Raw genomic sequence first — 24,735 nt, forward strand, 5'->3', positions numbered from 1 at the left:
CGACGTGATGTGGCTGGGTGATGAATTTCGGGCCCGCACGGTGTTCCGACGCGTGCCGACCGGTCGTCTGCCGCTCCGTGCCGCTCAGTCCATGTCGTCGAGGAGCGCGAAGAGTTCCTCGTCGCTCGCCCCGTCCAGGTCCTGGTGATCGGCCTCGTCCGGCTTGCCGCCGCCCGCCGAGTCGGCGATGTCCAACAGCTCCCGCAGCCGGCCGGTGATCTGGTCGAAGGCCTCCCGGTCCGAGGACGCGGCGTGGATGGCGGACTTCAACCGGTCGAGGTCCGACAGCACCGGAGTGGCCGCCGACACCTCCTCGACGGTGATCTGCCGGCGGAGGTACACGGCCAGGGCCGCCGGGTTCGGGTAGTCGAAGACGAGGGTGCTGGGCAGGCGCAGACCCGTCGCCGTGTTGAGCTGGTTGCGCAGTTCCACCGCGGTCAGCGAGTCGAAGCCCAGTTCCTGGAAGGCGCGGTCGGCGTCGATGCCGGTGTGGTCGGCGTGCCCGAGCACCCCGGCGACCTGGCCGCGTACGAGATCCGTCAGCATCACGAGCCGCTCCTCCTCCGGCAGGGCGCCCAGGCGCTCCGCCAGCGAGGGACCGTCCGTCCCCGCCCCGGACCCGGAACCCGCGATCGCGCGGCGCGGACCGGCCGGAGCCAGGTCCCGCAGCAGCGGCAGCAGGCGGTCGCCCTGCTTGCGCAGGGCCTCCACCGCGAGCCGGGTGACGGCCAGGACCGCCTCGCCGGTGCCGGGGGCCGCGTCGAAGAGGTCCATGGCGTCCGCCGAGGACAGCGGCAACAGGCCGAGCCGGGCGAGGCGACGCAGGTCGGCCTCTTCCAGCGAGCCGCTGAGGGTGCTGGCCTGGGCCCACAGGCCCCAGGCCAGTGAGGTGGCCGGGAGGCCGTTGGCCTGCCGGTACTGGGCGAGGGCGTCCAGGAAGGTGTTGCCCGCCGCGTAGTTGGCCTGGCCGGCGTTGCCGATCAGGCCCGCGATGGAGGAGTAGAGGACGAAGGCCGACAGGTCCAGGTCCTTGGTGAGGTCGTGCAGGTTCCAGGCCGCGTCGACCTTGGGCGCCAGTACCTTCTCCAGCCGCTCCGGCGTCAGGTCCGACAGGACGGTGTCGTCCAGCACACCGGCCGTGTGGATCACCCCGGTGAGCGGCTGCTCCGCGGGGATCGCCGCCAACACCCCGGCCAGCGACTGCCGATCGGTGACGTCACAGGCGGCCACGGTGACCTCGGCACCCAGCCCGGTCAGCTCCGTACGCAGCTCCTCGGCGCCCGGGGCGTCGATGCCGCGTCGGCTGAGGAGCAGCAGGTGCCGTGCGCCGTGTTCGGTGACCAGGTGGCGGGCCAGTACGCCGCCCAGCGCTCCGGTCGCGCCGGTGATCAGGGTCGTGCCCCGGTCCCAACGCGGCGTCACCGCCTGAGCGTCCTGACTCGTACGGGCCAGACGCGGCACGAACAGTCGCTCCCCGCGCACCGCGATCTGCGGCTCGCCCGAGGCCAGGGCTGCGGCCGGCAGCGTGTCGCCGTCCAGGTCCACCAGGACGATCCGCCCCGGGTTCTCCGTCTGCGCCACGCGCAGCAGACCCCACACACCCGCGTGCGTCAGATCGGTGACGGGCTCGCCCGCCGTGGCGACGGCGCCCCGGGTGACCACCACCAGCGTGGAACTCTCGAACCGCTCGTCGCCCAGCCAGAACTGCACCGAGGAGAGGGTCTCGCGCAACGCGGCCCGCGCGGCCTCGGCCGGCTCGCCCTCGACGGCGCCCGGAACGAGCACCACCGTGGCGGGCACCGGTCCGGCCGCCGCCACCGCCTCCAGATCGGTGTACGGGAGACCACCGGGCACGGCGAGGTCACCGACCACGGCCCAGCCCGCCGCGGTGCCCGCGACCGGGTCGGAGGCCGGCAGGGCGTTCCACGCGACGCGGAACAGTCCGTCCCGGGCCGTCGACGCGGCCTCGCGCAGCGCCTCCCTCGACACCGGGCGCAGCAGCAGCGACTCGACGGTCGCCACCGGGGCGCCCGCCCCGTCGGCCACCGTCAGCGAGGCGGCCAGCGTGTCGGTGTCGCGCCCGGACAGCGTCAGCCGCACCCGCAGCACCGAGGCGCCCACGGCGTGGACGCTCACCCCGGACCAGGAGAACGGCAGCCGCGCCTGCCCCGACTCGAAGGCGACTCCGGGCAGCAGCGGGTGCAGCGCCGCGTCCAGCAGCGCCGGGTGCAGCAGGAACCGCCCCGCGTCCGCACGCCCGGCGTCCGGCAGCCGCACCTCGGCGTACACCTCGTCGCCCGCGGTCCACAGCCGCGTCAACCCCTGGAAGGCGGGGCCGTACGCGTAACCCAGCGCGTCGAGCCGTTCGTACACCCCGTCGAGGGAGACCTCGGTCGCGCCGGCCGGCGGCCAGGCCGTCAGCGGCTCACCGGCGGCGCCGGCCGACGCGGCCAGCACCCCGTTCGCGTTGAGTGTCCACGGCCGGTCGGCCGCCAGGTCGCCGTCGTCGGTCCGGGAGAAGATCTCCACGGTGCGGCGGCCCGTCCCGTCGGCCTCGCCGACCACGACCTGGACCTGCGTACCGCCCTGCTCGGGCAGTACCAGCGGCGCCGACAGCATCAGCTCCTCGACCCGGTCCACCCCGAGCTGCTCGCCCGCCCGGGCCGCCAGCTCCACCAGCCCGGTGCCGGGGACCAACACCGTCCCGTACACCGCGTGCTCGGTCAGCCAGGCGTGGCTGCGGCGCGAGAGCCGGCCGGTGAACAGGTACTCGTCGCGGTGCGCCGACCCGACGGCCGCGCCCAGCAGCGGGTGACCGGTGGCCGCCAGCCCCAGCCCGGCCGCGTCGGCCGGGGTCTGGGGGGCGTCCAGCCAGTACCGCTCGTGCTGGAAGGCGTACGTCGGCAGGTCGACGGTCCGCGCGCCCGGGAACAGCCTCGACCAGTCCGGCTTCGCCCCCCGCATCCGCAGCAGGGCCATCGCCGCGACGACGGTCTCCGTCTCGGGCCGGTCCCGGCGCAGCGCCGGGGCCAGCGCCCCGGCCTCCTGCTCCAGGGAACCCTGCGCGAGCGCCGTCAGCACCCCGTCGGGGCCCAACTCCAGGAAGTCGGTGACGCCCTGGGCCTCCAGATGACGGATGCCGTCGGCGAACCGCACGGCCTCCCGGATGTGGGTGGCCCAGTACTCCGGGGAGGTCAGCTGCTCGTCGGTGGCGAGGGTGCCGGTGACGTTGGAGACGACCGGGATGCGCGGCGGGTGGAACGTCAGCCCGCCGGCGACCTCGCGGAACTCCTCCAACACCTCGTCCATGTGCGGGGAGTGGAAGGCGTGCGAGACCGGCAGCCGCTTGGTGCGGGCGCCCTTCGCTCGCCAGACGTCGCAGATCTCGTCGACGACCGCAGAGTCTCCGGAGATCACCATTGCGTCGGGGCCGTTGACCCCGGCGATCGCGACCGCGTTGCCGTACGGGGCGATCGAGGCGCGCACCGCCTCCTCGCCGGCCTGGATCGCAGCCATCGCGCCGCCCTCGCGGGCGGCCTGCATCAGCCGGCCGCGCTCGGCGACCAGGCAGCAGGCGTCGCCCAGTTCGAGGACCCCCGCGAGGTGGGCGGCGGTCACCTCGCCGATGGAGTGGCCGAGCAGGTAGTCGGGGGTGAAGCCGTGGTGCTCGAACAGCCGGTACAGGGCCACCTCGATGGCGAACAGCGCGGCCTGGGTGAAGGAGGTCTGGTCGATCAGCGCCGAGTCCGCCGAGTGCTCCGGAGCGAACAGCACGTCCTTGATCGGGCGGGCCAGCTCCGAGTCGAACCGGGCACACACCTCGTCCAGCGCCTTCGCGAAGACCGGGTTCGCGGCGTACAGCTCGCGGCCCATGCCGAGCCGCTGGCTGCCCTGACCGGTGAAGAGGAACGCGGTCTTGCCGGGTCGGGCCGAGCGGCCCCGCACGACGTTCGACGCGGACTCCCCGTGCGCCAGCGAGGACAGACCCCGGATCAGGGTCTCCCGGTCCGCGCCGACGACGGCCGCGCTGTGCTCCAGCACGGCGCGCCCGGTGGCCAGCGAGAAGCCGATGTCGGCCGGGGACAGCTCCGGGTGGTCGAGGACGAAGCGGTGCAGTCGCGCCGCCTGGGCCGCGACGGCCTTCTCGTCCTTGCCGGACACCAGCCACGGCAGCACACCGGCCGCCTCCGGCTCCGAGGCGGGTCCGCGCCGGGCGGGCGCCACCGCGGGCTGCTCGATGATGACGTGCGCGTTGGTGCCGCTGATGCCGAAGGAGGACACGCCCGCGCGGCGCGGTCGGCCCGCCTCGGGCCAGGGGGTCTCCTCGGTCAGCAGCGCCAGCGACCCCGCCTCCCAGTCCACGTGCGGGGACGGCTCGTCCACGTGCAGGGTCCGGGGCAGCACCCCGTGCCGCATCGCCTCGATCATCTTGATGACACCGCCGACGCCGGCCGCGGCCTGGCTGTGCCCGATGTTCGACTTCAGGGACCCGAGGTACAGCGGGCGGTCCTCCGGCCGGTCCTGCCCGTACGTCGCCAGCAGGGCCTGCGCCTCGATCGGGTCACCGAGGGTGGTGCCGGTGCCGTGCGCCTCCACGGCGTCCACGTCGGCCGAGGTCAGACCGGCGTTGGCCAACGCCTGGCGGATGACCCGCTCCTGCGCCGGCCCGTTGGGCGCGGTCAGACCGTTGGACGCGCCGTCCTGGTTGACGGCCGTACCGCGGATCACCGCGAGCACGGTGTGTCCGTTGCGCTTGGCGTCGGAGAGCCGCTCGACGAGCAGCAGACCGACACCCTCGCTCCAGCCGGTGCCGTCGGCGCCCGCCGCGAAGGACTTGCAACGCCCGTCGGGCGACAGGCCCCGCTGGCGGGAGAACTCCACGAAGGTGTTCGGACCGTTCATCACGGTCACGCCGCCCGCCAGCGCCAGATCGCATTCACCGGAGCGCAGCGCGTTCGCCGCGAGGTGCATGGCCACCAGCGAGGAGGAGCAGGCCGTGTCCACGGTGACCGCCGGACCCTCCAGCCCGTACGTGTAGGACAGCCGGCCGGAGATGACGCTGGACAGGTTGCCCGCGAGCAGGAAGCCCTCGAACTCCTCCGGCACCGACGGCAGCCGGGAGGCGTAGTCGTCGTACATGGCGCCGGTGAAGACGCCGGTGTGGGAACCGCGCAGCAGCGCCGGGTCGATGCCCGCGCTCTCGAAGGTCTCCCACGCCGTCTCCAGCAGCAGCCGCTGCTGCGGGTCGGTCGCGGTCGCCTCGCGCGGGGAGATCCCGAAGAACTCCCGGTCGAAGAGGTCCGCCTCGTGCAGGAAGCCGCCCTCACGGACGTACGAGGTGCCCGTCCGCTCGGGGTCCGGGTCGTACAGGCCCTCCAGGTCCCAGCCGCGGTTCACCGGGAACGGACTGACCGCGTCCACCCCGTCGGCGACGAGCCGCCACAGGTCCTGCGGCGACCGCACCCCGCCCGGGAAGCGGCACGCCATCCCGACGACGGCGATCGGCTCGTCCGAGGCGCCCTTGGCGCGGGCCCTCACGGCCTTCGCCGGCGCGTCGTCCGCGGAGACCTTCGACAGCAGGTACGTGGCCAGCGCGCCCGGCGTCGGATGGTCGAACACCGCCGTCGCCGGGAGGCGCAGGCCGGTGGCCGACCCGAGCCGGTTGCGCAGGTCCACGCCGGCCATCGAGTCGAAGCCGATCTCGCTGAAGGCCCGCTCGGGGTCGATGGACGCGGCGCCCGCGTGACCGAGCACCGAGGCGACCGTGGACCGCACGAGATCCCGTACCGCCTCCGCCCGCTTGTCCTCGGGGAGGCCGGCGATCTGCCCGGCCCAGCCCGACGCGGCGCCCGCGCCCGCCCCGGCCTGTCCGGCGCGGCGGGTCCGGGTGCGCACCAGCCCCCGGTACAGGGCGGGCGGCGTCTCGGAACCGGTGCGCAGCCGGGCCGGGTTCAGCGCGACCGGCACCAGCAGCGGTTCGGTGGCGTTCAGCGCCGCGTCGAACAGGGCCAGACCCTGTGCGGGGGTGAGCGGGGTCATGCCCGCCCGGTCCCAGCGGGCCAGGTCGGCGTCGGTGAGCCCGGCGCCCATGCCGTGACTGGAGTCCCACAGGCCCCAGGCCAGCGAGGTCGCGGCCAGACCGGCGGAGCGGCGGTGCGCGGCGAGGGCGTCCAGCCAGGTGTTGGCCGCCGCGTAGTTGCCCTGACCGGCGGTGCCGGTGACACCCGACACCGAGGAGAACAGGACGAACGCCGTCAGGTCCAGGTCCCTGGTGAGCTCGTGCAGGTTCCAGGCCGCGTCGACCTTGGGCCGCAGCACCGAGGACACCTGCTCCGGGGTGAGGGACTCGATCGTCGCGTCGTCCAGCACACCGGCCGTGTGCACCACGGCCGACAGCGGGTGCTCCGCGTCCACGGTCGTGAGCAGCGCGGCCACCGAGGCGCGGTCGGCGGCGTCCGCCGCGACCACCTTCACCTCGGCGCCGAGCGCGCCCAGTTCGGCCGCCAGCTCCCGCGCGCCCGGGGTGGCCGGGCCGCGCCGGCTGCTGAGCAGCAGGTGCCGGACCCCGTGCTCGGTGACGAGGTGGCGGGCGAAGAGCGCGCCGAGGCCGCCGGTGCCTCCGGTGACCAGGACGGTTCCCCCGGCCCCCAGGACGGGAACCTCGGGGGTTGCGATCGCCGCCGCACGGGCCAGCCGGGGGGCAAACGACTCGCCCGCGCGGACCGCGAGTTGGGGTTCACCGGTGGCGAGGGCCGTGGCGAGCGTCGCGTCGTCCGTCGCGCCGTCGGTGTCGACGAGCACGAGCCGGTCCGGGTGCTCGGACTGGGCGGAGCGGATCAGCCCCCACAGCGGGGCCGCGTCCAGGTCGGTGACGTCCTCGCCGGGCAGTGCGGCGACCGCGCCGGCGGTGACGAACACCAGCCGGGAGTCGGCGAACCGTTCGTCGGCCAGCCACTCCTTGACCAGCGCCAGCGCCCGCAGGGTGGCCAGGTGCGCGCCCTCGGCGCCGGCGGCGCCGGAGCCCGTGTGCCGGACCAGTACGGTCGTCGCGCCCGCGGCCGGGGCCAGGTCCCCGTTCACCTCGGTCCAGTCGACCGACGCCCGGGCGGCGGTCACCGGCTGCCACCGCACCTCGTACAACGAGTCGTTCGCGCCGTCCGCGACCGAGGTCAGGGCCTCCTTGGCGACCGGGCGCAACGTCAGCGCGTCCACGTCCGCGACGGGCGTGCCCGCCCCGTCCGCCAGCGTCAGACGGTACGTGTCGGTCCCGGCGGGGGAGATCCGCACCCGCAGCTCGGCGGCGCCCGCCGCGTGCAGCGAGATCCCCGACCAGGCGAACGGCAGCCGGATCCGGTCGCTCTCGCCCTCCACGGCCGCGTCCAGCACCAGCGGGTGCAACACCGAGTCGAACAGCGCCGGGTGGACGCCGAACCGGCCGGCGCTCTCCCGGTGCTCCCCGGGCAGCCGCACCTCGGCGTAGAGGTCCTCGCCGGCGCGCCAGAGCGCCGTCAGGCCCTGGAAGGCGGGGCCGTAGGCGTACCCCAGCGCGGCGAGCCGCTCGTACACGCCGTCCAGCGGCTCGGCGCTCGCGCCGGCCGGCGGCCACGCGGACAGGTCCGCGTCCTCGGCCGGCACGACGGCCTCCGCGAGGGCGCCCGTCGCGTGCCGGGTCCACGGCCGCGCCGCGCCCTCGCCGCCGTCGGGACGGGCGTGGACGGAGAAGGGCCGCACCCCGGACGCGTCCGGGGCGCCCACCGCGACCTGCACCCGCACGGCCTCGCGTCCGACGAGCGGCAGCGGGGCCTCCAGGGTCAGTTCCTCGACACGGGTGACGCCGAGGTGGTCGCCGGCCGCCACGGCCAGCTCCAGGAACGCCGTCGCGGGCACCAGCACGGTCGTGCCGATCGCGTGGTCCGCGAGCCACGGGTGGGAGCCCACCGAGAGCCGGCCGGTGAACAGGGCGTCCTCGCGGTCCGCGAACTCCACGCTCGTGGAGAGCAACGGGTGCTCCGAGGCGTCCAGCCCCAGGCTGCGCGCGTCGGTCGAGGCGGTCGGCGCGAGCCAGTACCGCTCGCGCTGGAAGGCGTACGTCGGCAGCGGGGCCGGCGTCGCGCCCGGGAAGAAGGTCCCCGCGTCGAAGGTGCCACCGGCGGTCCACACCCGGGCCAGGCCGGCCGCGAGCGTGTCGACCTCGGGGCGGCCCGCGCGCAGCAGCGGCACGGCCACGGCCCCGGTGTCCTCCAGCGCGCCCTGCGCCAGGGCGGTCAGCACGGCGTCCGGGCCGACCTCGACGAACAGGGTCGTACCCTGCGCGGCCAGCTCGCGGACGGCGTCCAGGAACCGCACGGCGGCACGGATCTGCCCGGCCCAGTAGTCGGGGGAGGTCAGTTCGGCCTCGGTGGCGACCGCACCGGTGACGGTGGAGACGATCGGGATCGCCGGCGCCGCGAAGGCGACGTCGGCCGCGACCGCGCGGAACTCCTCCAGGATCGCGTCCATGTGCGGGGAGTGGAAGGCGTGCGAGACGGTCAGGCGCTTCGTCTTGCGACCCTGCTCCCGCCACCGCGCGGCGACGGCCTCGGCGGCGTCCTCGTCACCGGAGATCACCACGGAGGACGGACCGTTGACGGCGGCGACGGACACCGCGTCCTCGAGGCCCGCGAGGGAGGCGGCGATCTCCGCCTCCGTGCCCTGGACGGCGATCATGGCGCCGCCGGGACGGGCCGACTGCATGAGCCGGCCGCGGGCGGCCACCAGCCTCGCGGCGTCCGCCAGGGTCAGCACCCCGGCGGCGTGCGCGGCGGACAGCTCGCCGATCGAGTGCCCGGCCAGCAGCGCGGGCACCACCCCGTGGTGCTCCAGCAGCCGGAACAGGGCCGTCTCCACCGCGAACAGGGCGGGCTGCGTGTAGGTGGTCTCGTCCAGCAGCGCGGCGTCGGAGCTGCCCTCCGCCGCGAAGAGCACCTCGCGCAGCGGCCGCTCCAACAGCCCCTCGAAGGCGGCGAACACCGCGTCGAGGGCGCGGGCGAAGACGGGGTGGCGGGCGTACAGGTCACGGCCCATGCCGAGCCGCTGGGCGCCCTGGCCGGTGAAGAGGAAGGCGGTCCGGCCGGCGCCCGGGGCAGCGCCGGTGACGACGGCGGGCGCGTCGGAGCCCGCGATCAGCGCGTCGAGCCCGGCGAGCAGGGCGTCGCGGTCCTCGGCGAGGACGACGGCGCGCTGCTCGAAGGCGGTACGGGTGGCCGCGAGCGCCAGCCCGACGTCCGCGAGGTCCGTGTCGGGAGCGGCGGCGTGCACGCGCAGCCGCTCGGCCTGGGCGCGCAGCGCCTTCGGGTCGCGGGCCGACAGCAGCCAGGGCGCGGGAAGTTCCGGCGCGGCCGGGGCCTCGACGGAGGTCGCGGTCGCGGGCACCGTCTCGGGGGCCTGCTCGATGACGACGTGGGCGTTGGTCCCGCTGATCCCGAAGGAGGAGACGGCGGCGCGGCGCGGCCGACCGGTCTCGGGCCACGCCCGTTCCCCGGTGAGCAGCTCCACGGCGCCCGCCGACCAGTCCACGTGCGGGGACGGCTCGTCCACGTGCAGGGTCCTGGGCAGTACGCCGTGGCGGATCGCCTGGACCATCTTGATGACGCCGCCGACGCCGGCCGCCGCCTGCGCGTGGCCGATGTTCGACTTCAGCGAGCCGAGGAACACCGGGGCCAGGCCCTCGCGGTCGCTGCCGTAGGTGGCCATGACGGCCTCGGCCTCGATCGGGTCGCCGAGCCTGGTTCCGGTGCCGTGCGCCTCCACGGCGTCCACGTCCGAGCCGGTGAGGCCCGAGTCGGCCAGGGCCTGGCGGATGACCCGCTGCTGCGCGAGTCCGCTGGGGGCGGTCAGGCCGTTGGAGGCGCCGTCCTGGTTGATGGCGGAGCCGCGCAGCACCGCGAGGACGGTGTGTCCGTTGCGTTCGGCGTCGGAGAGCCGCTCCACGAGCAGCAGGCCCACGCCCTCGGACCAGCCGGTGCCGTCGGCGCCCGCGGCGAAGGACTTGCAGCGGCCGTCGGGGGCGAGCCCGCGCTGGCGGGAGAACTCCACGAACATGCCGGGGGACGACATGACCGTCGCGCCGCCCGCCAGGGCCAGGTTGGTCTCGCCCGACCGCAGCGAACGGATCGCGAGGTGCAGGGCGACCAGCGAGGAGGAGCAGGCGGTGTCGGTGGTCACCGCGGGGCCGAGCAGCCCCAACTGGTAGGCGATCCGGCCCGACATCACGCTGGTGGTGCTGCCGGTGAGCACCGAGCCCTGGACGCTCTCGGGGGCCTCGTACATCCGGGGCCCGTACTCCAGCGCCGTCGCGCCGACGAACACGCCGGTCCGGGAGCCGTGCAGGGACTCCGGGCGGATCCCGGAGCGCTCGACGGCCTCCCAGGCGGTCTCCAGCAGGAGCCGCTGCTGCGGGTCCATCGCGAGGGCCTCGCGCGGCGAGATGCCGAAGAAGCCGGCGTCGAACTCGGCCGCCTCGTGCAGGAAGCCGCCGCGCCGCACCGCGCTCTTGCCCGGGCGGTCGGGGTCGGCGTCGTACAGGTCCTCGTCCCAGCCGCGGTCCACGGGGAACCCGGAAACGGCGTCGCCGCCCTCCGCGACCAGCTTCCACAGCTCGTCGGGCGAGGAGATCCCGCCCGGGAACCGGCAGGCCATGCCGACGATCGCGATGGGCTCGTCGGCGTCGGCGGGACGGGTGAACTCCTCGGCCGCCACGGCCGCCCCGGCCAGCTCGGCCCCGATGAACGAGGTGAGCGCCAGCGGCGTCGGGTGGTCGAACAGCAGCCCGCCGGGCAGCCGCAGGCCGGTGGCCTCGGCCAGCGCCTTGCGCAGCTCGGTGGTCATCATCGAGCTGAAGCCGAGCTTCTGGAACGGGGTCCGCTGCTCCAGCACCTCGTCCGGCCCGTACTCCAGGATCGCGGTGACGTGCGAGGTGACCAGCTCGGAGACGGCGCGGTCCCGCTCCGCCTCGGACAGCCGGGCGAGGCGCGCGCCGAGTGCGCCGCGCGGTCCGGGGGCCGGCTCCTCGGCGGTGTCGGCCCCCGGGAGGGGCAGCGGGGCCGCCTTGCGGGCGGCGGCGTCGAACCAGTGCCGGCGGCGCTGGAACGCGTACGTGGGCAGGGAGACCCGGCGGGCGCCGGTCCCCGCGTACAGCACGCCCCAATCGACGTCGGCGCCGAGCGTGAACGCGGTCGCGACGGCGGTCAGCAGCGTCTGCACCTCGGGGCGCCCCGCACGGAGTGCCGGGGTGCCCTCGGCGAGGGCGCTGAGGACGGCGTCGGGGCCGATCTCCAGGAAGGTGTCGGCGCCCAGCGACCTCAGGGTGGCGACCGCGTCCGCGAACCGGACGGCGCCGCGGACCTGGTCGGTCCAGTAGCAGGGGGTGCGCAGGTCGTCGCCGGAGGCGAGTTCGCCGGTGAGGGTGGAGACGACGGGGATCCGCGGCTCGTTGTAGGTGAGGCCCTTCGCCACCTTGTGGAAGGGCTTGAGCATCGCGTCCATGTGGGGGGAGTGGAAGGCGTGCGAGACCGTCAGACGCTTGGTCTTGCGGCCCCGTTCGGCGAGCTTCTCGGCGACCTGGAGAGCCGCCTCCTCGTCGCCGGAGACGACGACGGAGGTCGGGCCGTTGACGGCGGCGATCGAGAGCCGGTCCTCCAGGCCTTCGAGGAGCGGCAGCACCTCCGCCTCCGTGGCCTGGACGGCGATCATGGCGCCGCCGGTGGGCAGGGCCTGCATCAGCCGCGCCCGGGCGGCGACGAGCTTCGCCGCGTCCGGCAGGGAAAGGATCCCCGCCACGTGCGCGGCGGCGAGTTCCCCGATGGAGTGGCCCGCGACATGGGACGGGGCCAGACCCCAGGACTCCACGAGCCGGTAGAGGGCCACCTCCACCGCGAACAGCGCGGGCTGGGTGTTGCCCGTCTCGTCGAGCGCCTCACCGGAGGCGATGACCTCGCGGATCGAGCGCTTCAGCAGCGGGTCCAGCGCCCCGGCGACCGCGTCGAAGGCCTCCGCGAACACCGGGAAGGCCGCGTACAGTTCCTCGCCCATCCCCGGACGCTGCGCGCCCTGGCCGGTGAAGAGGAACGCGGTCGTGCCCGCGGCGGGCGCGCCCCGGACCACCCCCGCGCCCGGCCGTCCCTCGGCCAGCGCCCGCAGACCCTCCACCAGCGCCGACCGGTCCGTGCCGACCACGACCGCGCGCTCTTCGAAGGCCGTGCGGGTGGTCGCCAGCGAGAAGGCGGTGTCCACCAGGTCGGGGGCGCCGTCGGCGGCGGCGAACGCGGCCAGCCGGCCGGCCTGCGCGCGCAGCGCCTCGTCCGACCGGGCCGACAGCACCCAGGGCAGCGCCTTGGTGGCCGCCTCGGTGGGCTCCTGCGGCGCGGGGACGGCGGGCCCCTCGGTGACCACGATGTGCGCGTTCGTGCCGCCCATGCCGAAGGAGCTGACGCCCGCAGCCAACGGGCGCTCCGGGTGCGGCCAGGCGGAGTGCTCGCGCTGCACCGCCAGTCCCAGCGCGTCCAGCGGGATCCGCGGGTTAGGGGTCGCGAAGTTCAGGCTGGCGGGCAGCTCGCGGTGGGTGATGCTCAGCAGCGTCTTGATCAGGCCCGCGATGCCCGCGGCGCCCTCCAGGTGTCCGATGTTGGTCTTGACGGAACCGACGCGCAGCGGGTCCCCGGGCGCCCGGTCCGCGCCGAGCGCGGCGCCGAGCGCGGCGGCCTCGATCGGGTCGCCGACGGGCGTGCCGGTGCCGTGCAGTTCGACGTACTGGACCTGCTCGCCGGCGCCGAGCGCGGCCCGCTCGTGGGCCAGGCGCACCACCTGCTCCTGCGCGGCCGCGCTCGGCACGGTCAGACCGCCGGGCGTGGCGCCGTCGTTGTTGACGGCGCTCGCGCGGATCACGCCGTGGACGTGGTCGCCGTCCGCGAGGGCGAGCGAGAGCGGCTTGAGGACCAGGACCCCGCCGCCCTCGCCGGGCACGAAGCCGTTGGCGCGGGAGTCGAAGGTGTACGTGACCCCGTCGGGGGAGAGCGCGCCGAAACGTTCCTCCGTGGTGGCGTTCTCCGTCAGCAGGTTCAGGTTCACACCCGCCGCGAGCGCGAGCACGGACTCCCCGGCCCGCAGGCTCTCGCAGGCGAGGTGCACCGCGACGAGCGAGGAGGACTGCGCGGAGTCCACGGTGAGGCTGGGACCCTGGAGACCCAGGTGGTAGGAGACCCGGTTCGCGATGACACCGCGGTTCACCCCGGTCATCGTGTGCGGGGTGATCGCCTCGGTGCCGTACTGGTACAGCAGGTTCGTGTAGTCGTCGCGCAGGGTGCCCACGAACACCGAGGTACGGCTGCCGCGCAGCGCCTCGGGCACGATGCCCGCGTCCTCCAGGGCCTCCCAGGCCAACTCCAGTACGAGCCGCTGCTGCGGGTCCATCGCCGCGGCCTCGCGCGGCGAGATCCCGAAGAAACGGGCGTCGAACCGGTCCACGCCGTCCAGGAACGCGCCGCGCTGCCGGCCGTCACCGGGCGCCGCGTCCTCGGGTACGCCCCAACGGCCCGGCGGCACCTCGTCAACGGCACCTCGCCCGCTCCGCAGGAGCTCCCAGAACGCGGCCGGGCCGTCGGCTCCGGGGAGCCGGCAGGACAGCCCCACGACAGCGATCTGCTCCACCTTCTCGGTGTGCGCCCCGGCTGCTACAGGATTCCGCTCACTGGTCACCACGCTCGGCTGCCCCTTCTTGGATTCAACGCGCCCGGAGGAAATGCGCCCGGATCGAATGCGCCCGGATTCACGTGCCCGGATTCACGTCCCGGCCTCACACACCCCCGGCTCCACGTGCCCGGATTCGATGCGCCGGATTTCGACGTTCCCCGATTCGACGTGCCCGGAGGAATACGCCCCGGGTTCGATGCGCCTGGATTCACAGGCTAGTGAAAACGACCTCGTGGACAGTCATGGCCTGGTAACCAGGGCCGCTGGAACGGCTGGTGACCCCGCCATTGCCACACAGTGAGCGGCCGGTGGAACGCACCTGGCTACCGTGAATGCGGGCTCACGCGCTTCATTCGGACGTACTCGATCCGGTGAGCTCCAGCTGCGCTGTAGTGACGTGCGAATTCAAGGAGAGCTGATCGCTGTGAGTGCTGCATCTTCCCAAGGGGCCAACCCCGGATCCGCCGAAAACGCACGCGGAGGTCGCGCGGTCGTCCTCGGCGGGAGCATGGCGGGACTCTTCTCCGCCCGCGCCCTCTCCGAGAACTTCGCGGAGGTGCTCGTCGTGGACCGCGACGAGCTGACGGGACCGAACGAACTCCGCCGGGGCCTGCCGCAGGGCCACCACCTGCACGGTCTGCTCGCCCGCGGCCAGCAGATCGTCGAGGAGTACTTCCCCGGCATCACCGAGGACATGAAGGCTGCCGGCGCGCAGCTCGGAGACGTGGCCGACGACGTCCGCTGGATCATCAACGGCAAGCGCCTGCGGCAGGTCCACTCCGGCCTGTTCGCCCTCACCTCCAGCCGTCCCTTCCTGGAGCGCCACATACGCGAACGCGTGCTCGCGCTCCCCGAGGTGACCTTCCTGGAGCAGGCCGACATCCTGCGCCTGGTCACCAGCGAGGACCGCCGCGAGGTCACCGGTGTCGTCGTGCGCCGCGACGGCGTCGAGGAGGTGGTGGAGGCCGACCTGGTCGTGGACGCCACCGGCCGCGGTTCGCGCACCTCCGTCTGGCTCCAGGAGTTCGGCTTCGACGCCGTCGAGGAGGAGAAGCACAAGATCGGCCTCGGCTACACCACCCGCTACTACCGGGTCCCGGACGAGGCCTTCGAGGGCAACATCTCCATCAACACCGTCGCCTCCGCGGGCGTCCCGCGCGGCGCGATCTGCCAGAAGATCGACGGCGGCCGTTCCATCGTCACCGCCTACGGCATCCTCGGCGACCACCCGGCCACCACCCCCGAGGGCTTCCACGCCTTCATCGAGTCGCTGGCCGCGCCCGACATCCACGAGGTGCTCAAGGTCTCCGAGCCGCTGGACGAGCCCGTCGCGTACAAGTTCCCGACCAACCTGCGCCGCCACTACCAGCGCCTGACCGACTTCCCGGCCGGCCTGCTGGTCATCGGTGACGCCGTCTGCAGCTTCAACCCCAGCTACGCGCAGGGCATGACCGTCTCCGCGCTCGGCTCGCTCGTGCTGCGCCGGCACACCGCCGAGTCCCGGCGGCCCGACCCGATCGCGTACTTCAAGGACCTCGCCGCCGACGCCGTCGACGGCTGCTGGGAGATGGCCGTCGGCGCCGACCTCAGCTTCCCCGAGGTCGAGGGCGAGCGGACCGAGGAGGTCCAGCTGGCGCACGCCTTCATCGCCCAGGTCCAGGAGGCCGCGTCCCGCGACGACGCCGTGGCCCGCGCGTACTCCCGGGTCATCGGCCTCGTCGACTCCCCGGCCGTCCTGCACGACCCGGAGATCGAGGCCGCGATCGCCGCGGTCCAGGAGTAGTCATGAGGATCACCCTGAACGACCTGACCTTCGACGTGGCCGTCGACGGCCCCGCCGACGGCGAACCGGTCCTGCTGCTCCACGGCTTCCCCCACAACAAGGAGTCCTGGACCGAGACCGCGCCCCTGCTGCACGCCGCCGGGCTGCGCACCATCGCCCCCGACCAGCGGGGCTACTCCGACGGCGCGCGCCCGACCGAGGTCGACACGTACCGTCTCGAACACCTCGCCGCCGACGCGCTCGGCATCCTCGACGCGCTCGGCGTCGCCGACGCCCACGTCGTCGGCCACGACTGGGGCGCGGCCGTGGCCTGGTACCTGGCGGCGCGCCGGCCCGAGCGGGTGCGCACGCTCACCGCGCTCGCCATCCCGCACCTCGACGCGTACCAGCACGCCTACCGGGTCGACGAGGAGCAGCAACACAGCTCCCAGTACGTGGAGTTCCTCGTCTCCGCCGGCGCCGCCGACCACTTCCTGGCCAACGACGCCGTCGAACTGCACGGCTGGTTCAACCAGGTCGGCGAGGGCGTCCTGACCGACGCCCAGATCGCCCGGTACGTCACCACCCACACCGCTCCCGGCGTACTGGACGCGGCCCTGAACTGGTACCGCGCCAACAACCTGCTCGGCGAGGACCTCGCCTTCGGCCCGGTCACCATCCCGACGACCTTCGTCTACAGCCGCACCGACACGGCCGTCAGCGAACTCGCCGTCGAGAAGACCGCGGAGCACGTCACCGGCCCCTACCGGCTGGTGACGCTGGAGAAGACCTCCCACTGGCAGCCGCAACAGGACCCCGACACGGTCGCCGCCGAGATCATCCGGCGGGTCCGCACGGTCCCCCCGGCAACACCGACAGAAAACTGATGAAGGGACAACCATGACTTCGAACACCGCCGCCCCCGCGGTGGAGTTGCGGGCCGGGCCGCGGGAGTGGTTCGGACTGCTGGTCCTGCTGCTGCCGGTGACACTGATGACGGCCGACCTGGGCGTGCTGTGGCTGGCCACCCCCTACGTGACGGCCGACCTGCGGCCCACCAGCTCGCAGCTGCTGTGGACCACGGACATCTACGGGTTCCTGACCTGCGGATTCCTTGTCGTCATGGGAACCCTCGGTGACCGGATCGGCCGCCGCAAGCTCCTGATCCTGGGCTCGCTCGGCGTGATCGTCTCCTCGCTGCTCGCGGCGTACGCGACCAGCCCGGAGATGCTGATCGTGGCGCGCGCGCTGCTCGGCGTGGCCGGCGCCGCCGTGCTCCCGTCGACGCTCTCGCTGATCATCCACATGTTCAAGGACGACCGGCAGCGGGCCACCGCCATCGCCACCTGGGTCACCGCGCTCTCCGTCGGCATCGCCGTCGGCCCCGTCATCGGCGGCGTGCTGCTCGACTCCTGGTGGTGGGGGTCCGTCTTCCTGATGGGCGTCCCGGTCATGCTCGTTCCCCTGCTGCTCGCGCCGGCGTTGCTGCCCGAGTACAAGGACCCGAACGCCGGCCGGATCGACCTCGCCAGCGTGGTGCTGTTCCTGGCGGCGATCCTGCCGATCGTCTACGCCGTCAAGAAGTTCGCCGAGATCGGCTGGAGCCTGGGCAACCTGGCCGCCCTGCTGATCGGCGCCGCCTTCACCGTGGTCTTCGTCCGCCGGCAGAACGCGCTGGAGACCCCGCTGCTGGACATGCGGCTGTTCCGGACCCGCGCCTTCACCGGTGCGCTGCTCACGCTGCTGTTCGGCATGATGGCGCTCAACGGCGTCGAGTACCTCGTCCCGCAGTACCTGCTGGTCGCCGGTGAACTCAGCCCGCTGGCCGCCGGTGTCTGGCTGCTCCCCGGAGCCGCCGGTCTGATCCTGGGCTCGCAGCTCACCCCGGTGTTCGCCAAGCGGATCCGGCCCGCCTTCGTCATCACCGCGGGCCTGGTCGTCACCCTGGCCGGCTTCTGGCTGACCGCGATCGCGGGCCCCGACAAGGACGGCATCGTGCCCGCCGCCCTCGGCCTCGCCGTGATCATGTTCGGTGTCGCCCCGATCAGCGTCCTCGGCACCTCCCTGGCCGCCGGCGCGGCCCCGCCGGAGAAGGCCGGTTCCGCCGCCGCCACCGGGCAGACCGCCTACGACCTCGGGCTCGCCCTGGGCATCGCGGTGACCGGTTCCATCGCCGTCGCCGTCTACCGCGGCGCGGTCGACGACAACACCCCGGCCGGGATCCCCGCCGAGGCCGCGGCGGCCGCCCGGGACACCGTCGGCGGAGCCACCGACGCCGCCGCCTCCCTCCCCGCCGACCTCGGGGCCCAGTTGGTGGCCGCCGCGCGCGACGCGTTCACCTCCGGATTCCAGGCCACCGCCTGGGTCAGCGCCGGACTGGCCGTCGTCACGGGCGTCATCGTCCTCGTCCTGCTGCGCCACATCCCCGCGATCGGCGCACCCGCCGCCGAGGCCCCGGCCGAGCCGGAGCAGGCCGGGACGGCGGAGTCGGAGCCCGGTACGCAGCCGGCCGCCGCGGTCCGCGAAGAGTCCACCACCCGTGCCTGAAGGGGATGACATGACCGCCGAACCCACCACGGCCACGACCGAGTACGCGGAACCCTTCCTGTTGGGGGTGCTCGCCTCCGGAGGTCTGGACGCCGAGTACGTGCGCGGCGAGGGCAACACCCTTTACCTGCGCGACGAGGACGGCCGGGAGATCCCCGTCCTGGACTACGTCGGCGGCTACGGCTCGCTGATGCTGGGGCACAACCATCCCGGGATCAACGCGTACGCCAAGGAACTGCTGGACGCGCAGACGCCCGTCCACGCGCAGTTCTCGCGGCACCCGTACGCCAACGACGTCGCCGAGGTCCTCAACCGGATCGTCCAGCGCGAACGCGGGGACGACGAGCAGTACTACGCCATCTTCGCCAACAGCGGGGCGGAGGCCGTCGAGGCCGCCATCAAGCACGCCGAACTCGACCGGGGCCTGCGCCTGACCGCGCTCTCCGACGAGATCGCGGCCCACGTGGCCGATGTGCGCGGACAGGTCGAGGCCGGCGCCGCGAGCGTCCCGGCCGCCGTCGCCGAGTCCTTCGAGGACCTGGTCACCGACGTCCTCGCCCGCAACGAGGCCCAGCGCGGGCGCAGCCCGCTCTTCCTCGTCCCCGAGGGCGGCTTCCACGGCAAGCTCGCCGGCAGCGTGCAGCTCACCCACAACGAGGGGTACCGGCTGCCGTTCAAGGCGCTGGCCGCGCAGTCCCGGTTCGTGCCGCGCGACCGACCCGGCACGATCCGCAAGATCATCGACGAGGAGCGCGCCCACCTGCTCGACCTCGTCGTCGAGGGCGGCCAGGTACAGGTCGTGGAGCGGGACTTCCCGCTCTTCGTGGCCTTCGTCCTGGAGCCCGTCCTGGGCGAGGGCGGCATCCACGAGCTGAGCCGGGAGTTCGCCGACGAGATCCAGGAGGTCTGCGCGGAGACCGGGATCCCGATCGTCATCGACGAGGTGCAGACCGGCATGGGCCGCACCGGCAGCTTCCTCGCGGCCACTCACCTCGGGCTGCGCGGCGACTACTACACCCTCGCCAAGAGCCTGGGCGGAGGCATCGCCAAGGCCGCCGTCATGCTGGTGCGCAAGCCGATCTACCGCGGCCAGTTCGAGCTGGCGCACAGCTCCACGTTCGCCAAGGACAGCTTCTCCTGTCTGATCGCCCTCAAGGTGCTCGAACTGATGGAGGCCGACGACGGCGAGGTCTACCGGCGCGCGGCCGAGCGCGGCGAGCGGCTGCTCGCCATGCTCCGCTCGGTCCGGGACGACTTCCCCGAGACGGTCAAGGACGTGCGCGGCCGCGGCCTGATGCTGGGGCTGGAGTTCCACGACCAGTCGGGCTCCGCCGCCGAACCGCTCAAGGCGGTGGCCCAGAGCGGGTTCTTCGGGTACTTCGTCGCCGGGCACATGCTCCGCGCGCACCGGATCCGGACGTTCCCCACCTCCAGCGCCGTCAACACCCTGCGGTTCGAGCCGTCGGTGTACCTGACGGACGAGGAGATCGGCCGGTTGGAAGAGGCGCTCCGCGACGTGTGCGTGATCATCCGGGACACGGATGGCGCGAGCCTCGCACCGATCGGCTGATCAAAATCCGACCGCTTGTGCTGTTTGGGGGTGGAGATTCGGTCGCAAACCCCTTGAGTGGCCGAAGAGCGAGTCACTCGTGTGGCGACTGACCCCCTGTGGTCGCCCCATCGCCAGAGGGCCCGGGATCCCCCCTCCCGGGCCCTCTGGCCTTTTGTTTTACCGAAGTTGAGGACCCTCGGAGAGGGGTCGGAATCGCCCTTCTGTGTGCTCCGGTGTGCTCATCTAACCTTTTGACAAACCGGCGTGCTGGTTTGTAATCTTCCGGTCGAGTGAGCATGAGCTATCAGCCGCAGGACCGGGGGAGATATGCGCTTTCGGATGTTGGGTCCGCTGGAAGTGATGTCCGCTGACCAGCCGGTACCGCTCGGCGGCACCAAGCCGCGCGCCACACTGGGATATCTGCTGTTGCAGGCCAACCAGGTCGTTCCCACCAGCCAACTCCTCGCCGCGCTCTGGAGCACCGACAATGCTCCGGTCACGGCGCGGAAGATCCTTCAGAACGCCGTGTGGGGACTGCGCGGCATGTTGAACCAGTGCGACCCCGGCTTCGACGGGGCGCCCGCCGAGCTCGTCACCCGGGCGCCCGGCTACATGATCCGCGTCGATCCCGACCACGTGGACCTCCACCTCTTCCGCCGGCGCGTGCGCCAGGGCCGCGCCCTGCTCTCCGGCGGCTCCCCGCACGAGGCCGCCAACCGGTTCTGCGAGGCACTGGAGTTGTGGCGCGGCCCGGTCCTGTCGGACCTGGTCGAGACCGGCACCATGTGGCCGGAACTCACCGCCGTGCAGAACACCCGCCTCGACGTCCTGGAGGACTACTTCGAGGCGAAGCTGCGCTGCGGCCAGCACTACGCCGTCCTCGGCGAGTTGGAGACCACCGTCGAGGCGGAGCCGCTGCGCGAGCGCGCCTCCGGACAGCTGATGCTGGCGCTCTACCGCTGCGGCCGGCAGGCCGACGCGCTCGGCGTCTACAACCGCATCCGCGTCACCCTCGTGGAGGACCTCGGCCTCGAACCGGGCCACGAACTGCGCCGCCTCCAGCAGGCGATCCTGGCCCACGACCCGACGTTGAACCTCGCCCCCGCGGCGGTCGTCCTCGGCGGCTCGGCCCCGGTCGGCGTCCCCGGGGGGCAGGTGCGCCGGCGCGAGGACGTCCGGGAGGCCCGCCCCGCCGGCCGCCGGACGGGCCCCGGGGAGGAGCGCCGCGAGCAGCGGCACGAGGACCGGGACCACCGTGAGGACCTCCGGGACGACCGGTCCGGGAGCCTGCGCGAGGACCGGCACGAGGGCCTCCGCGACGACCACGACGACGACCTTCACGAGGACCGCCGCGACGACTTGCGCGAGGACCGCCGCGACGACCGCCGGGACGACCTTCGCGAGGAGCTGTACGAGGAGCGGTACGAGCAGCGGTACGCGGACCCGCGCGAGGACCGCCGCGACGACCGGCGGCGGATGCTGGCCGCCGTGCCCACCCACCCCCGCGGCCTCCTGCTGGCCGAGCGCCCGGGCGCGCCCCGCGCCGGGTCGGTCAGACGGTCGCAGCCCGTGCCCCAGCCCCTGTCCCGGGCCGTGGTGACCGAGCGCCGCCGCATCAGCGTGCTTCTCGTGCAGACCCGGATCACCGCCGAACGACCCGGCGGCGCCCCCGAGTTCATGGACGAGATGTTCGAGAGCGTCAACGCGATCGCCCGCCGCCGCATCGAGCGCTTCGGCGGCGACGCCGTCACCTCGATCGGCGCCGTCTCCCTCGGCCTCTTCCGCGCGGGCGGCGACGAGGACAGCGCCCTGCGGGCGGTCCGCGCGGCGGCGGCCATCCGTGACCGGCTCACGGATCCGGCCACCGACGGCGGCCCGAACCCCTCGCCCTGGCACGGGCTGACCCTGCACGCCGCCGTCGCGACCGGCAACGCGCTGGTGCGCTACCGCCCCGACGACCCCTCCGCCGCGCCGTCCGTCAACGGCGCGCTGCTGGACACCTGCCAGTGCCTGCTGGAACTCTCGCCGGCCGGTGAGATCCAGCTCTGCGAGGCCACCCGCGAGGCACTGGAGGTCCCGCTCGGCGGGTCGCTGGGGGTCCTGCGCGAACGCGGGCCGGCCACCACCGGGGTCTGGGCGGTCTGACGCCGCCCGACCCCGGACCGGGGCATTTCATCCCCGTGTTTTCGATGCCCTTACCAATTGAATCGGACCTCCACAAGCGGAATTGGTGACGGATTACTTCACGATGGAATCTGGCCGATAATCTGCGTTTCAAAGGGATTGACGGCCATTGACTCCACCCCGCCTCCACCCGGTGTGCGGCGTGACGTCGAGTTCCGTAACTCCAGAACCATTTCTTCGTGGAGGTACACGCTAATGACCGGAGTTTCCCGCCGGGTGTTCATGAGACACACTGCGGCCGCCGGCGGCGCAGCCCTGGCTCTGCCCGCACTGGGCGGCTGGGCGGGTGAGGCGTTCGCCGCCGAGCCGACGGCCGCCGCCGGCATCGCCACGACCTCCCTGGTCACGGTGGCGCCGTCCGACCCGCGCTACGCGAGCCTGGTCGCGGGGGCCAACGGCCGCTGGGTCGGCACCCCCGACTACGTGCTGGTCGCGAGCACGGCGGACCAGGTGGTCCAGGCGGTGCAGGAGACCCTCGACCGCGGGGTCCGGTTCGCCGTCCGCAGCGGTGGCCACTGCTACGAGGACTTCACGAGCAACGCCAACATCCGCGTCCTCATCGACATCTCGGCGATGACCGGCGTGGCCCACGACGCGAGCCGTCGCGCCGTCGCGGTCGAGGCCGGCGCCCAGCTCGGCAGCGTGTACGAGACCCTCTACAACACCTGGGGCGTCACCATCCCCGGTGGCACCTGCCCGACGGTTTCCGTCGGCGGTCACATACCGGGCGGCGGGTACGGTCCGCTGGCCCGCTCCCACGGAGTCACCGTCGACCACCTGTACGCCGTCGAGGTCGTGCACGTGGACAGCGCGGGCGTCGCCCGCAAGGTCGTGGCCACCCGCGACGCGAACGACCCGAACCGCGAACTGTGGTGGGCGCACACCGGAGCGGGCGGCGGCAACTACGGCATCGTCACCCGCTACTGGTTCCGCAGCCCCAACACCACGTCCACCGACCCGGCCCTGTTCCTGCCCAAGGCGCCGCGCGAGCTGATCATCTCCGAGGTCGCCTTCTCCTGGACCGGCATGACCGAGGCCGCGTTCACCCGGCTCCTGCACAACTTCACGAAGTGGCACGAGGACAACTCCTCGGCCACCTCCCCGTACGCCAAGCTCTTCAGCGCGATCAAGCCGCGGCACAAGCTGGCCGGCGAGTTCCTGATGAGCTCGCAGATCGACTCGGCCCTGCCCAACGCCGACCAGCTCCTCGACGACTACCTCGCCGCGATCGTCGCCGGCACGGGCCTGACGTACCGGGTGGACACCCGCCGGCGCGTCGACTGGCTGTACAACGTCCTGCACTGGCCGGGTCTCGGCGGCTCCGGCTTCGAGGGCAAGGGCCGCTTCAAGGCCAAGTCCTCCTACCTGCGCAAGACCATGCCCGCCGCGCAGATCAAGGCGTTCTACAAGCACCTCACGCGCAACGACTACACCAACTCCGCGGCCCTCGTGGAGATCGCCGGCTACGGCGCCGCGGCCAACGTGCCGGCCACCTCGGCGACCGCCACCGCACAGCGCGACTCGATCATCAAGATGCTGTTCGTCAACCTCTGGGCCACCCCGGCCGAGGACGCCGCGAACCTCGCCTGGATCCGGGAGTTCTACCGCGACGTCCACGCCGCGACCGGCGGTGTCCCCCGCCCGGGCGTGGTCAACGACGGCGCGTTCATCAACTACGCCGACGCCGACCTGGCCGACTCGACCCTGAACACCTCGGGGATCGCCTGGCACCACCTGTACTTCAAGGACGGCTACTGCCGCCTGCAGGCGGCGAAGAACCAGTGGGACCCGCGGAACGTGTTCCGCCACACCCTGTCGATCAGACTGCCCTGATCCACGGGCCGGCGTACCGACCGGGCCCCCGGCCCGAGGGAGAACCCCTCGGGCCGGGGGCCTTCGGCGCGCGAGCGCGAGCGCGTGTCCGTGGCCGTGACCGGGTGACCGCCGGCGCGCCGGCGGAACCGGGCGCACGACGGACGCCGCCGCCCCCCTGTGCGGTGGAGGCGGCGGCGTCCGGGTTCTCCGTGTGCGGACGGAAGACCGATCGGCGTGGGGACCGAAACCCGGCGTCCGACATGACGTCGGGTGTGGGGGATGGATCAGATGCCGAGGCCGGATCCGCCGCTGACGTCGATGTTCTGGCCGGTGACCCAGCGGGCGTCGTCGGAGGCGAGGAAGGAGACGACGTCGGCGACGTCGCCCGGCTGTCCGACGCGGTTGAAGACCGAGAAGGCGGCGGCCTGGGCCTTGGCCTCGGGGATGGCCATCCAGGGGTGGATGTCGGTTTCGATGGTGCCGGGGGAGACGGCGTTGACGGTGATCTGGCGGCTGCCGAGGGTCTGGGCGAGGGTGAGGGTGAGGACCTCGATGGCGCCCTTGCTGGCGGCGTAGGAGGTCATGCCGGGGAAGGCGACCTTGGTGACGCCGGAGGAGATGTTGATGATGCGGCCGCCGTCGCGCAGGCGGTCCAGGCCCTTCTGGATGATGAAGAAGGGGGCCTTGGCGTTGATGGCGAAGACCTTGTCGTAGTCGGCCTCCGACACCTCGTGGATCAGACCCGGACCCGCGATCCCCGCGTTGTTCACCAGGATGTCCAGGCCCGCGGTGTCGGAGTGCGCGCCGATCTGCTCGTCGAAGGCGGCCCACAGGGCGTCGGCGTCACCGGCGACACCGAGCGCGGAGCGGAAGGCGAAGGCACGGCCGCCCGCGGCCTCGATCGAGTTCACCGTCTCCTTCGCGGCGGCCTCGTCGCTCGAGTAGGTGAGCGCGACGAGCGCACCCTCCTTGCCCAGGCGCTGGGCGATGGCGCGGCCGATGCCCCGGCTGCCACCGGTGACCAGAGCAGTCTTGTTCGTGAGGGCAGTCATTCGGATACTCCCAATTCTTTTGTCCAGGCGCGGCCGCTGCAGATGAGGTCGCAAGTGTGATGCTGCCCGGCTCCACTCATCGGCCGTTCACCGGCGGG

The 24,735-nt window shown here is 73.2% G+C and carries 8 protein-coding genes; 6 read left to right on the forward strand and 2 right to left on the reverse strand.

Annotated features, from left to right (window positions below; all coding sequences use genetic code 11):
• Positions 1–84: 84 nt before the first annotated feature.
• Complete coding sequence (locus OG906_RS36035) at positions 85–13,683, reverse strand: SDR family NAD(P)-dependent oxidoreductase (RefSeq protein WP_329448474.1); 13,599 nt, start codon at positions 13,681–13,683, stop codon at positions 85–87.
• 466 nt (positions 13,684–14,149) lie between these two features.
• Between OG906_RS36035 and OG906_RS36040 the strand changes: the two genes are divergently transcribed.
• From OG906_RS36040 to OG906_RS36065, 6 genes are all read left to right on the forward strand, one after another.
• Complete coding sequence (locus OG906_RS36040) at positions 14,150–15,508, forward strand: FAD-dependent oxidoreductase (protein WP_329448475.1); 1,359 nt, start codon at positions 14,150–14,152, stop codon at positions 15,506–15,508.
• Positions 15,509–15,510: 2 nt separating this feature from the next.
• Positions 15,511–16,374, forward strand: a complete 864-nt coding sequence (locus tag OG906_RS36045; protein ID WP_329448478.1) for an alpha/beta fold hydrolase — start codon at positions 15,511–15,513, stop codon at positions 16,372–16,374.
• A gap of 13 nt (positions 16,375–16,387) precedes the next feature.
• Positions 16,388–18,034, forward strand: coding sequence for an MFS transporter (locus OG906_RS36050; protein WP_329448480.1), 1,647 nt, complete (start codon positions 16,388–16,390; stop codon positions 18,032–18,034).
• Positions 18,035–18,044: 10 nt separating this feature from the next.
• Complete coding sequence (locus tag OG906_RS36055) at positions 18,045–19,604, forward strand: aspartate aminotransferase family protein (protein WP_329448482.1); 1,560 nt, start codon at positions 18,045–18,047, stop codon at positions 19,602–19,604.
• A gap of 342 nt (positions 19,605–19,946) precedes the next feature.
• Positions 19,947–21,731, forward strand: a complete 1,785-nt coding sequence (locus OG906_RS36060; RefSeq protein ID WP_329448484.1) for an AfsR/SARP family transcriptional regulator — start codon at positions 19,947–19,949, stop codon at positions 21,729–21,731.
• Between the two features lie 234 nt (positions 21,732–21,965).
• Positions 21,966–23,603, forward strand: coding sequence for an FAD-binding oxidoreductase (locus tag OG906_RS36065; protein ID WP_053680599.1), 1,638 nt, complete (start codon positions 21,966–21,968; stop codon positions 23,601–23,603).
• A 266-nt stretch (positions 23,604–23,869) separates the two neighbouring features.
• On the opposite strand, the gene OG906_RS36070 is transcribed toward OG906_RS36065, so the two are convergent.
• Positions 23,870–24,637 carry an SDR family oxidoreductase gene (locus OG906_RS36070; protein WP_267797653.1) on the reverse strand — a complete coding sequence of 256 codons (768 nt, stop codon included), beginning with the start codon at positions 24,635–24,637 and terminating at the stop codon, positions 23,870–23,872.
• Positions 24,638–24,735 lie beyond the last annotated feature (98 nt).

This window comes from Streptomyces sp. NBC_01426, from assembly GCF_036231985.1.
Lineage (GTDB): Bacteria > Actinomycetota > Actinomycetes > Streptomycetales > Streptomycetaceae > Streptomyces.